This is a genomic window from Salinimonas profundi, from assembly GCF_014750655.1.
Taxonomy (GTDB): domain Bacteria; phylum Pseudomonadota; class Gammaproteobacteria; order Enterobacterales; family Alteromonadaceae; genus Alteromonas; species Alteromonas profundi_A.
In genome coordinates this window covers 50,126-62,576 of sequence record NZ_JABBXD010000010.1, presented here as the reverse complement: position 1 = coordinate 62,576, position 12,451 = coordinate 50,126, and the positions used below count along the sequence as shown (strand labels likewise).

General features: G+C 49.8%; 8 protein-coding genes. 6 read left to right on the top strand and 2 right to left on the bottom strand.

Features of this window, described 5'->3' with window-relative positions; all coding sequences use genetic code 11:
• Positions 1–32: 32 nt before the first annotated feature.
• Both HHX48_RS15105 and prlC read right to left on the bottom strand, forming a co-directional pair.
• Complete coding sequence (locus tag HHX48_RS15105; protein WP_191026273.1) at positions 33–725, bottom strand: DNA-3-methyladenine glycosylase I; 693 nt, start codon at positions 723–725, stop codon at positions 33–35.
• Positions 725–2,758 carry an oligopeptidase A gene (gene prlC, locus HHX48_RS15100; protein WP_191026272.1) on the bottom strand — a complete coding sequence of 678 codons (2,034 nt, stop codon included), beginning with the start codon at positions 2,756–2,758 and terminating at the stop codon, positions 725–727. Before prlC ends, HHX48_RS15105 begins: the two co-directional genes overlap by 1 nt.
• A gap of 295 nt (positions 2,759–3,053) precedes the next feature.
• On the opposite strand from prlC, the gene HHX48_RS15095 reads away from it, so the two are divergent.
• The 6 genes from HHX48_RS15095 (at position 3,054) to HHX48_RS15070 (ending at position 12,384) form a co-directional block, all read left to right on the top strand.
• Positions 3,054–3,326 carry a hypothetical protein gene (locus HHX48_RS15095; RefSeq protein ID WP_191026271.1) on the top strand — a complete coding sequence of 91 codons (273 nt, stop codon included), beginning with the start codon at positions 3,054–3,056 and terminating at the stop codon, positions 3,324–3,326.
• 101 nt (positions 3,327–3,427) lie between these two features.
• Positions 3,428–4,777 (top strand): glutathione-disulfide reductase, encoded by a 1,350-nt coding sequence (gene gorA / locus HHX48_RS15090; protein WP_191026270.1) that lies wholly within the window; start codon positions 3,428–3,430, stop codon positions 4,775–4,777.
• Positions 4,778–4,935: 158 nt separating this feature from the next.
• Complete coding sequence (locus HHX48_RS15085) at positions 4,936–8,244, top strand: amidohydrolase family protein (protein WP_191026269.1); 3,309 nt, start codon at positions 4,936–4,938, stop codon at positions 8,242–8,244.
• Positions 8,245–8,718: 474 nt separating this feature from the next.
• The gene (locus HHX48_RS15080) at positions 8,719–9,972 is read left to right on the top strand and encodes an HlyD family secretion protein (protein WP_191026268.1); all 1,254 of its coding nucleotides are present in this window, start codon (positions 8,719–8,721) and stop codon (positions 9,970–9,972) included.
• Positions 9,972–12,128 (top strand): peptidase domain-containing ABC transporter, encoded by a 2,157-nt coding sequence (locus HHX48_RS15075; protein ID WP_191026267.1) that lies wholly within the window; start codon positions 9,972–9,974, stop codon positions 12,126–12,128. Before HHX48_RS15080 ends, HHX48_RS15075 begins: the two co-directional genes overlap by 1 nt.
• Positions 12,121–12,384, top strand: coding sequence for a helix-turn-helix domain-containing protein (locus HHX48_RS15070; RefSeq protein ID WP_191026266.1), 264 nt, complete (start codon positions 12,121–12,123; stop codon positions 12,382–12,384). Before HHX48_RS15075 ends, HHX48_RS15070 begins: the two co-directional genes overlap by 8 nt.
• Positions 12,385–12,451 lie beyond the last annotated feature (67 nt).

The following is a 12,451-nucleotide window of genomic DNA, read 5'->3' as shown; positions in this document are numbered from 1 at the left end:
TCCCCGCCGCATAACGCCGGCATTGTATTTACTCAGCCCTGTCGGTTATTACTGCCCCAGCTATACGACAGAATCTGGCTGAGCTCACTCAGCGACAAACCACTTTGTTCATGCCATTGCACGAACTGCTCATTCATTGCTCTAAGACTTTTCTGACTTTGCAGTGTGCCGTCAATTACGTCATGCTTTCTCAGATAATCTTCGTTGTCTGCTGAAACGATAAAGGTATCGACACCCAGTGCGCGAAGCATATAAGGGCCGGTGTTTCCCCCCAACCGCGCGCCACGCTTTTTGAGTGTTTGCCACAACCCGGTAATGTCGGCCTTTTGGGTTTGCGCAATATATTGTCCGAAGCTTCCGTGCTGACGGCTGATATCTGCCACCATCATCGCGTTGTCCCTGACCGTCATGACTTTCTTGTAGTTGCGCACTATACGCGCATCACTGGCTTTGCGCTCAAGCATTTCGTCAGGCATTAAGAGAATTTTTTCTATATCAAAGTTAAAAAACACCTCTTCAAATGCCGGCCATTTCTGCTCAATCACCCGCCAGACAAAGCCTGATTTAAAAACCTGACGGGTCATTGCTGCCAAAAACCGATCATCCGGAATTTCGGCAACCTGCTGCGGACTTAACGGTTGGCGCAACAGGGCATTTAGCCCTGCTTCACCACCTTTTCTTTCACATGCCCGACGGTATATCGCGTCGAATCGTTCTGCCGCCATTACTGGCCTATTCCGCTATGGCGCAGCAGGGCGTCGACATTCGGCTCGCGGCCGCGAAATGCGACAAACAGATCCATAGGTTCACGACTACCGCCCATTTCCAGAATATTGTGTAAAAAGGATTTGCCGGTTTCACGATTGAAGATGCCGTCTTCCTCAAATTTACTGAATGCATCTGCGGAGAGCACTTCTGCCCATTTGTAACTGTAATAACCCGCCGCGTAACCACCAGCAAAGATATGACCAAAGCTGTGCTGAAAACGATTAAAGGCTGGCGGTGTAATAACAGCCACTTCTTTTCTGACTTCATCCAGCAGCGCTTGCACATCGACACTCTCGCCATCCTGTTGGTGCAGCAGAAAATCAAACAGGCTGAATTCAAGCTGTCTTACCATCTGCATCGCTGACTGATAGTCACGCGCAGCGAGCATTCTATCCAGCAGGTCGTTGGGTAGTGGCTCCTCAGTTTCGTAATGACCAGAGATAAAGCTGAGCGCCTCTTCTTCCCAGCACCAGTTTTCCAGAAACTGACTGGGCAGTTCTACCGCATCCCACGGCACACCGTTAATACCCGATACACCCGCCACCGACATTTTTGTCAGCATGTGATGCAACCCGTGGCCAAATTCATGGAACAGGGTTAGCACTTCATCATGGGTGAATAAGGCAGGTTTACCACCGACCGGGCCATTGAAGTTGCAGGTAAGGTAAGCTACCGGCAACTGGATTTCACCGTCTGGTAATTCACGGCGCACGCGACACTCATCCATCCACGCGCCGCCGCGCTTGTTGGCGCGCGCGTACAAGTCGAAGTAGAAGCTGCCACGCAGCGCATCAGCCTCATCTGTGATGGTAAAATAGCGAACATCTTTGTGCCAGATATCGACACCGGGCTGCTCAACAATCTTCAGTCCGTAAAGACGATGGACTACCTCGAACAGGCCTCTGAGCACCGTCTCCTCAGGAAAATACGGACGCAGCATTTCATCAGAAATGGTGTACTTTTTCTGTTTTAACTGTTCGCTGTAATAAGGGATATCCCAGGCATTTAACGTGTCTACGCCATGTTCTTTGGCAAATGCTTTGACTTCCTCCAGGTCCTGTCGGGCCTGGGGCATAGACTTTTCGGCCAGATCGCGGATAAATCCGACAACCTGGTCGGTAGAGCTGGCCATTTTGGTCGCCAGCGAGCGCTCGGCATAATTATCAAAGCCGAGCATTTTAGATGCTTCTGTGCGCAGAGCCAGAATTTCGTCAATAATCTCAGTATTATCCCACTTTCCTGCATTGGGACCTTCTGCAGACGCGCGCGTAGCGTAGGCGCGATACATTTCCTCGCGCAATTCGCGGTTCTCAGCATACAGCATGACCGGCAAGTATGATGGAATGTCTAACGTGAACAGCCAGCCTTCCAACTCTTTTTCGCTTGCCGCCAGTCGGGCAGCATCCAGCGCCGATTCAGGCAGACCTGCCAGTTCACTTTTGTCGGTAACATGTTTTGTCCACCCCATGGTGGCATCCATCACATTATTGCTGAATGTTGAGGACAGCTCCGACAGGCGTGCGCTGATCTGCGCATACCGGGTCTTTTTATCCTGGGGTAGCGCCACACCTGATAAGGTAAAATCACGAATGGTATCTTCTATATACTTCTGGCGCTGCTCATCCAGCGTCTTGAATTCATCACTTTGACGCAATGTGGTATAAGCCTTGTACAGCCCTTCATGCTGGCCTACCCACGTGCCGTAGTCAGACAACAGCGGCAAACAACTGTCATGCGCCTGCCTCAGTGCATCACTACTGACGACAGAATTCATATGAGATACCGGCGACCACATTTTACCCAGTCTGTCGTCTACCTCCTCGATTTTTCCAACAACATTTTTGTAGCTGTAGTCACCTGATGCAACAACCTCATCGATAGTCGTCTTGCACGTTTCAATGGCTTCTTCAATGGCCGGTTTTATCTGCTCCGGCGTGATCTGAGAAAAAACAGGAAGGCCGTCGACCAATTTGATGGCTGGTTGTGTCATTGATATCTCACTTTTTTCATCATTCATGCATTGGATGTAGGGACGCTATTTTCTAAAACAAGGTCTGCCCTGAACAAGCAGGCAGGCTATCGGTACCCGACGCCTTATTAGTGCGCATTCTTTTATTAATAGTGGCCATATAAACAAACAGCTTAAACCGATGTACAGAGTTCGCACTTTTTATTTTACTGGCTATAGTAAAACTACCAGTAAATTGCCCGCCTATTGCACTCAGGAGTTTTGATGCAGCCGGACCCTGTTTCCCCAACGAATCGTTATACGGTGCTTTTCGTTGATGATGAAGCCAATATCCTCAGATCGATTCGTCGTGTATTACACAAAACCGATGTCAATGTGCTGCTGGCAAACAGCGGCCAGTCAGTTGCAGCCGGGCATCCAGTTGGAGGCGAATCTATCTAACGACAACCACCTGCTGATTCTGCCCCGGGGCCACGTATTTACCACAACCACAATCAGTAAACTGCGCCAGATTGAGACAGAGCGCCGCACTCCCTTTGCATTGTTAATTAGCGCCGGTGAGTCGATAGACGACGCTGTCGCAGAGTAATCCTCAAAGCGGAGGATCAGGTATATTTTCTATCCGTAAATTTTGAGCGTGGTTTGGTATCGTGCCAGAATAGCCTCACTCAACTGACCTGGTAGGGAATTATGCAAGAATTCGATTATATCTGTATTGGCGGCGGCAGTGGCGGGATCGCCTCGGCGAACCGCGCGGCCAAGCACGGCAAAAAAGTGGCAATTGTCGAAGCGAATTTAATTGGTGGTACCTGCGTGAATGTAGGGTGCGTGCCTAAAAAGGCGATGTGGTTTGGTGCCAATGTTGCTGAAGCCATTAATCGCTATGGCGAAGATTATGGCTTTGATGTATCGGTCAATCATTTTGACTGGTCAGTGCTGGTGGCTAACCGCCGTGCATACATCGAGCGCATTCATGCTTCTTACGGCAAGATGATGGCCAAAAACGAGATTACCGTTATCAACGGCTACGCCTCGTTTGTCGATAAGCAGACCATTGAAGTTAACGGTGAAAAATACACTGCGCCACACATTATGATTGCCACCGGCGGCCATCCCAGACTCCCCGATGTACCCGGTGCCGAGCATGGTATCGACTCTGATGGCTTCTTTGCACTGGACCAGCAACCCAAACGCGCGGTCGTTGTTGGTGCCGGCTACATTGCGGTTGAGTTAGCCGGTGTTCTCCACAGTTTGGGAACCAAGACCGACCTGGTAGTTCGCCATCATGCACCTTTAAGACATTTCGACCCGATTATCCATGAGACCCTGGTTGATGTTATCGAAAACGAAGGCCCCACCCTGCATAAACAGTCCGGTGTTGAGAAGGTAGAAAAAGCAGAAAATGGCGAACTGACCGTACACTTAAAAAACGGAGAGACCTTAAAAACCGATTGTCTGATATGGGCCATCGGGCGCGAGCCGTCGTCAGCGAAACTTGGACTGGATGCGGCTGGCGTTAAGACGGACGAAAAAGGTTACATTACTGTAGATAAATTCCAGAATACCTCGGCCGACGGAGTGTACGCTGTTGGTGATATCACCGGACATGTTGAACTGACCCCTGTCGCCATTAAAGCTGGACGATTACTCAGCGAGCGCCTCTTTAATGGTCAGAAAGATGCTCATCTGGATTACTCCCTGATCCCTACCGTGGTGTTCAGTCATCCGCCAATCGGCACTATCGGCATGACTGAAGATGAGGCAAAAGATGCACACGGTGAGGAGAAGATAACCGTGTACTCATCATCATTTTCAGCCATGTATACTGCTGTTACACGCCACCGTCAGCCTACTAAGATGAAACTCGTTTGTGTTGGCGATGAGCAGAAAGTGATCGGCTTGCATGGTATTGGTCACGGCATGGACGAAATTCTGCAAGGATTCGCCGTGGCCATGAAGATGGGAGCCACTAAAGCGGATTTTGATGCGTGTGTTGCTATCCACCCCACCAGCGCAGAAGAATTTGTTACGATGACGTGATGCACCCGCATCAATAAGAAGGGCAGTATCATCACTGCCCTTTTTACATTAACCGTCTTTTATATACCATCTGTCCCGCCCCTCACCGGCATTTTTTGCAATGGCGAAAAATACCCGATACCTTAAGACTTTACACTCGAAAAGTCTGGGATATAACAATGATAACTACTTCTCGTCGTTCAGTTCTGGCGCTTGCCCTTGGCGCGACACTGAGCTTATCGGCCAATGCACAGGATGATAAAAAGAAAGAAGAATGGGATGTGCTCAACCCGCCATTTTCTTTAAACGAAGTCATCATCAACACTGAGCAGACAACCTGGTCCAGTCTGTCGATATCACCGGACGGCACCTATATGGTATTCGACATGTTGGGCGACTTATACAAGGTTGGCATGGACGGTGGAAAAGCCACTGCACTGACCGCCGATTTTGGCTGGAATATTGAACCGGCTATCTCACCCGATGGCAGCCAGATAGCGTTTATTTCTGATCGCGGTGGTATTTCAAACATCTGGGTAATGGACAGTAACGGCGAGAATTTAAGACAGGTTTCGCAGGAAAAAAACAATCTGATCCACTCTCCCAAATGGAGCCCGGACGGCAATTATCTGGTAGCGACAAAAGGGATTATGTCCAGCCGCAGTATTCCTGCCGGTGAAATCTGGATGTACCACATCAACGGCGGTGATGGCCTTAAAATTAAAGGTCGGGTGAATGGTAAAAGCGACCAGCAAAACATCGCCGATCCGACATTCTCGCACGACGGCAAGTACATCTATTACACCCAGAACACGGTAGCCGGTGCACAGTTTGAATATAACCGCGATCCCCTGGAAGGCATCTTTGCCATTACACGGTACGATCGGGAAACCGGCGAAGAAACCCGGTTTATCAGTGGTACCGGCGGTGCCATTGTGCCGACGCCCTCGCCGGATGGTAAATACGTGGCGTTTATTCGCCGGGTAAAAAATAAAACAGGCTTATTTTTAAAAGACCTGAAAACCGGTGAAGAAAAACCACTGACACTGACGCTTGAGCGTGACATGCAGGAAGGCTTTGGCTCGGAAGGCTACTACGCCTATTTCGACTGGATGCCAGACTCTGAATCCATCGTTTACTGGACCGGCGGAACCTTCCATAAAATTGATATCAACTCGAAAGAGATTGCCGATATTGGTGTGTCTGTATCTGCCACCAAGCAACTGGCTGATGCGCTGCGTTTTGATGTTGATGTGGCACCGGATAATTTCGATGTAAAAATGATTCGCTGGTCACAGAAATCACCTGACGGAAAAACCATGCTGTTTCAGGCGCTTGGCAAGCTGTATGTAAAAGATCTCAAATCAGGCGATACACGCCGCCTGACGCAGCAAAATGAGCACGATGAGTACTACCCGCGCTATTCTAATGACGGTAAGCGTATTATTTACACCACCTGGCACGACAAAAAACTGGGTGATGTACGTATCATTCCGGCTTCAGGCGGTGAAAGTAAGGTGGTCACCGCGCAGCCCGGCCATTATGTAGAGCCCAGTTTTTCTGCCGACGGCAGCTACGCTGCGTGGCGTAAGTTTTCAGGTGGCTACCTGCTGGATCCCAAGTATTCACTTGAGCCTGGCCTTTACGTAAAAGCATTGGATGGCGGTGACGCCACGAAAGTGTCATCGTCCGGCACTCAGCCGCACTTCGCAGGAGACAATGAACGGGTATTCTTTACCGAATCAGTGGGCGGCACGCCCTATCCTGAGACGCAACTTGCCAGCGTTAACCTGCAGGGCAATGATAAGCAGGTTCATCTGTACGGTGCGGATAAGGTCAGTGAATATCGTATCTCACACGACAAAAAATGGGTCGCCTTTGTTCATCAGTTCAGAACCTATGTGGCACCCTATGTGACCAACGGTAAAAAGGTAACACTGTCGCCGGACATGACGTCACTGCCGGTGAAACAAATCTCTAAACGAGCAGGCGAATACCTGACATGGCGACCAGATAACACAGCGGTCGGCTGGTTCCACGGCCCGCATTACTATGAATATGAAATGGCCAATGCCTTTGATTTTGTAACGGGTAAGAAAGCCGATGAAGATGCCGAGGCCAAACGTACCAACCTGGCATTCAGTGTGAAAGCGGATAAGCCTAAGGGCATTAAGGCACTTGTGGGTGGTGATATTGTTACCATGCGTGATGCCGACAATCGTCAGGAAGTAATCAAAGACGGCGTTGTGCTTATTGAAGGCAACCGTATTAAAGCCGTCGGTCGTAAGGGCGAAATCAGCATCCCTGATGATGCCATGCGGGTGGATACCACTGGCAAGACCATTATTCCGGGGCTGGTAGATGCCCATGCTCACGGTGCCCAGGGGCGCAATGAGATTATCCCTCAGCAAAACTGGGGGCAATTCTCCAATGTCGCCTTTGGTGTAACCACTATTCATGATCCCTCTAATGACACCACGGAAGTGTTCGCCGCTTCAGAAATGCAGCGTGCCGGTAAAATTGTTGCCCCACGTATTTACTCTACCGGGGCGATTCTGTACGGCGCTGAAGCGTTGGGTTATAAAGCGATTGTGAATGATTATGAAGATGCATATTTTCATGTTCAGCGCTTAAAAGATGCCGGTGCTATTTCAGTAAAAAGCTACAATCAGCCAGCGCGTTCTCAGCGCCAGCAAATCCTTTGGGCAGCGAATAAGCAGAAAATGATGGTCGTTCCCGAAGGTGGCGGTAAGCTACAACAGAATCTGAGCATGCTCACCGACGGCCATACCGGCCTTGAGCATAGCCTGCCTATTCCTAAGGGCTACAGTGATGTAACGCAGTTATGGAAGGCCTCTGAATTCGGTTATACGCCCACCTTTGTCGTGTCTTACGGCGGTATGATGGGCGAGGAATACATGTATGACCGTACCGAAGTCTGGAAAAACCCTCGCCTGCTTCGTTACACGCCGTCATTCCTGTTAGATGGGCGGGCGATTCGTCGTCCTACCGCGCCGGATAACCAGTACAACCACGTCCAGGTGGCGGAGTACGCCAAAACGCTGCGTGAAAATGGGGTCAGTGTCCACATCGGTGCGCACGGCCAGCGTGAAGGTCTGGCTGCACACTGGGAGATGTGGCTGATGAGCCAGGGCGGGTTTACGCCATTTGAAGCACTTCGTGCAGCGACAATCGATGGTGCCACCCACCTTGGTATGGGCAAGGATATCGGTAGCATTGAAAAAGGTAAGCTGGCTGATATGGTTGTTATCGACGGTAACGTATTAAATGATATTCACCGCAGTGAGTTCGTTGATTATACCGTGCTAAACGGCCGTGTGTTTGAAGCCGCCACGATGAATGAACTTGGCAGTAAAACGACGCGCCAGAAGTTCTTCTTTGAAGAAGACAATAAAGCCTTTATGCCAGAGCAAACCGCCGAAGAAATTAATGTGAAGTCACATAAATATCACTGGCAACATCACTAGCATCAATTTACTTTTTAATTGAATGTGCATAATGAAAAGGTCACCTCACGGTGGCCTTTTTTCTTTTCTGCAATCCGCGTTTTCTTTTTTTGCTTACCGCATTTCTACTTATCGAGGCCTCCCCGTTGAAACGTAGTTTTGACTCTATTTTCACTATACGGACACCACCTTTTAATTTCAGGCCATTATGCGCAGATACTGGTCTGCAGCACTAACTGGACCGCCTGACATAATCACTGAACAGCAGCCTTTGCTAAAGTTTTGGCTGTCGAGGTGATATCGACAATGTCCGGACTGATAGTGCTGACTGGCACAAACATGGACGTTTATTTATCAGCCCGGAGATTTACGGTAAGGCGGAGTGAGAGATTGGTCAGGGAGGCAGTAAGGACACTGCCAGGGAGACCGGAAATCAGCATGGATGTGATGCTCTCACTCTGACCTGCCCCATCAATTAGCGTTGAGAGTACTGCAATGAGAAAAGGATTATTCCGACAAGAGGCGATAGCCGCGCAAGGATTGCGTCTGCACGGAGAGGTCATGATGACGCCCTCTGTAAAGGTATTTGTGTGTTGTGTCGTCGTGGGGGTATGGGTAGCGCTGGTATTTATCTACCTTTCGTCACAATCATACAGCCGCCAGGCTACAGTAACCGGCTGGCTGGAGCCAGACAGCGGCGTAGTCCGGGTCTTTGCCGGTCAGACTGCAGGTATCGTAAGTCAGGTTTTGGTCAGTGACGGAGAGCGCGTAGCGCGCGGTCAGCCACTGGTTATTATTGATACACAAACATCACTGAGCTCGGGGGTGTCGGCGCAGGCAAGTCTGGCAGCTGAGTATAAGACCCAGCAGCTAATGCTCGAACAACAGGTTGCTCATGCCCGTACCCGGTATGAGCACGAGCGGCAAAGCCATCAACAGTCCGTGTACGCGATTACTGAAGATATCAGACAATTATCAGCACTGGTGGCCACGGCCGGTGACAGACTGGTGCTTGTAAGTCGCCGCTATGACAAGCTTTTACCACTGGCTGGTACGCATATTTCGACTACAGAGATTGAAACCGTCTATGCAGAGCTGCTGCAGGTGAAGCAGTCTAAGCAGGAGCTTGAGCGTCAATTGAGTAGTCTGCAGCTTAGCCTGGAGCAAAAACAAACGGCATTCACCGCACAGCAAATTAACCGTGATGAGTCTCTGTCAGTACTGACCAGTCGCATCAGTGAGGTGAAACAAAAAATTACGCAGTTAGAGAGTCAGTCTCAATATGTTGTGACTGCGCGCGACGAGGGGATTATTGCCAACCTGAATGCCCGGCGTGGTCAGCACATCAGCACCAGAGAGCCGTTGCTGACACTACTTGCGCCTGACGCGCAGATTGAAGCGCACTTTGTCGTGCCTGTGCGCTCGGCGGGCTTCATTCGCAATGGTCAGAAACTGGATATCCGTTACGATGCGTTTCCGTATCAGAAATTTGGTATGCATCAGGCAACCGTCCACAGAGTTTCCGATACAGCGCTGTTACCCGCTGAGTTTGATTATTTACCGGTGTCGGTCAATGAACCTGTATATCTGGCCAAAGCAACGCTGACCAGTGACGCGCTTGTTGCCTATGGTAAGAAAATTTCGCTGCGATCAGGCATGACATTTTCTGCCGACGTAAACCTGAGCGAGCGAACATTGCTTGAATGGTTACTTGAACCGCTGTATTCGATAACCGGGAGGATGGCGTAATGCTCAAGTTATCCTCATTATCATTATTCGGGCGCAAAAAGGTACCGATGATTCACCAGGCAGAGCTTTCCGAATGCGGTCTGGCGTGTCTGTGCATGATCAGTCAGTATCATGGTAACCGCCAAGAGCTCTCGTACTATCGTCAGAAGTTCGGGCTTTCTACTCGCGGCCTGACGTTACAGTCGCTAATGAAAATAGCGGATGAAAGTCACTTCACTACCCGTGCGCTAAAACTGGAACTGGACGATCTTCACCAGCTTCGCTTACCTGCTATCTTACATTGGGACATGCAACACTTTGTTGTCTTGACCCGGGTTACCAAAAGCACAATCACCGTTAATGACCCGGCGGTCGGTGAACGTACGCTTACTTTCGCTCAGGCCAGTGACCATGTTACCGGGATCGCGCTTGAAGTGAGCCCAGGTGCCAGCTTCGAGCAGTCAGCACCGGGCCCTTCCCTGACCCTGTCTCACTTCTGGGAAAAAGCTACTGGACTTAAACGCAGTCTGACGCTGGTTCTAGCGCTGTCAGTGCTATTACAGCTGTTTGCCCTGGCATCGCCCTATTACATGCAGACTGTGATAGACGATGTAATACTGCGTGGCGCAGAGGATCTTCTAATGGTGCTGGCGCTGGGGTTCTTTCTGCTATTGATAATCGAAAGTGCCACCAGTTTGCTCAGAGAGTGGGTCATTCTGGGACTGTCCTCAACATTGCAGTTACAGATATCCGGCAACCTGTTTCATCATCTACTGAGATTACCCAGTGATTTTTTTGCTAAGCGGCATCTGGGTGACATTGTCTCACGGTTTGGCTCACTGGCGCAGATCAGAGAGCAGCTGACCACAGGGCTTGTGACAGCGTTACTTGATGGCGTAATGACCGTACTGATGATTCTGGTCATGTGGTTATATTCGCCAACACTGACCGTTGTAGTGCTGTTAAGTGTGTTGGCTTTCACACTGGTCAGAGTGGTGACTTACCGCACGCTGAAAGCGTTGAGCACTGAGGAGTTACAGAATCAGGCAAAAGAGCAATCCCACTTTATGGAGTCGATGCGCTCTATTCAAACGATAAAGCAGCTCAACTATCAGTCTCAGCGCCACAACCAGTGGAGCAACCACCTGGCGCGCTCATTAAATACCTCCATTCGCATTGGCAAGCGCCAGATGAGTATCTCAGTGTTTAATCAGCTCATTTTCGGTATTGAGAATATTCTGGTTATTTACTTTGCTGCGCAATCCGTTATGGATACAGCAATGACAGTGGGTATGCTTTACGCATTCATCAGTTACAAAACCAAATTCACCGGCGCGGCAGCTAACCTCATTAATCATCTTATTCAACTGCGCTTGCTACGAGTGCATCTGGCCAGATTGGCCGACATTGTTTTTACTCCTGGTGAAACACTTTCCACAACATTGCCAGCCCCGTCGCAAAATATGTCTGGTCAGGGCCTGGTGGTTTCTCAGCTGGGTTACCGTTTTTCAAGCACATCAGCCCCTGTATTTGAAAAGATCAACCTGACCGTACCTAAAGGCGCGACGATAGCCATTGTCGGGGCAAGCGGCGCAGGCAAAAGCACACTGTTAAAGTGCCTGATGGGTTTGTTAACGCCTGACACCGGAAGCGTCACCTACCAGGGGCATGCCATTAACCAGTCGGCCTGGTTCAGAGAACATTCTGCCTCAGTACTACAAGATGATGCCTGCCTCAGTGGTACTGTGTTTGATAACCTCACCGGCTTTGATGATACCCCCTGCCATCAGCGCATGCAGTGGGCGGCGCGGATGGCTTGTCTGGAAGATGAAATCGCCGCCATGCCAATGCAGTATCAAACGCTGATCGGTGACATGGGGAGCGCGCTCAGCGGTGGCCAGCAACAGCGCTTGCTATTGGCCAGAGCGCTGTACCGGCAACCCGAGGTTCTGTTTCTTGATGAAGCCAGCAGTCACCTGGATGTGATCAATGAAGCAAAAATCAATCATAACCTGAAGTCTCTCTCAGTAACCCGGATTATTGTGGCCCACCGGCCCGAAACGATTGCTATGGCAGATGAGGTTTATCTGCTGCAAAACGGCGGACTTAACCGCATAAATAACCCACAGCATCAGGCTGTACCCGTACTAACCCCTCAAGGAGAAACATATGCTTAATCACCCCACATTTTCACAGCAACAAACGCTTTGTCTGAGTGTGCTATCTAAACGTGAACTTCAGGTCGCACAAAAGATTCTGGAAGGCCTGCCGAACAAAACCATCGCCGCCAGGCTGTTTATCAGCGAACGTACGGTAAAATTTCATTGCGCCAATATCTATCGCAAGCTTGAAATTCGTAATCGGGCCGCGCTGATGGCGCAGTACTTCCACCAGTTTTACGCTATGAGTAATACATTACCGAAGGCCAGTTAGAACCGGGCATCGGTATAGCTGCAAAGCAGTAAGACTCAGCTAAACTGACTAAGCAATTAAGCATTAA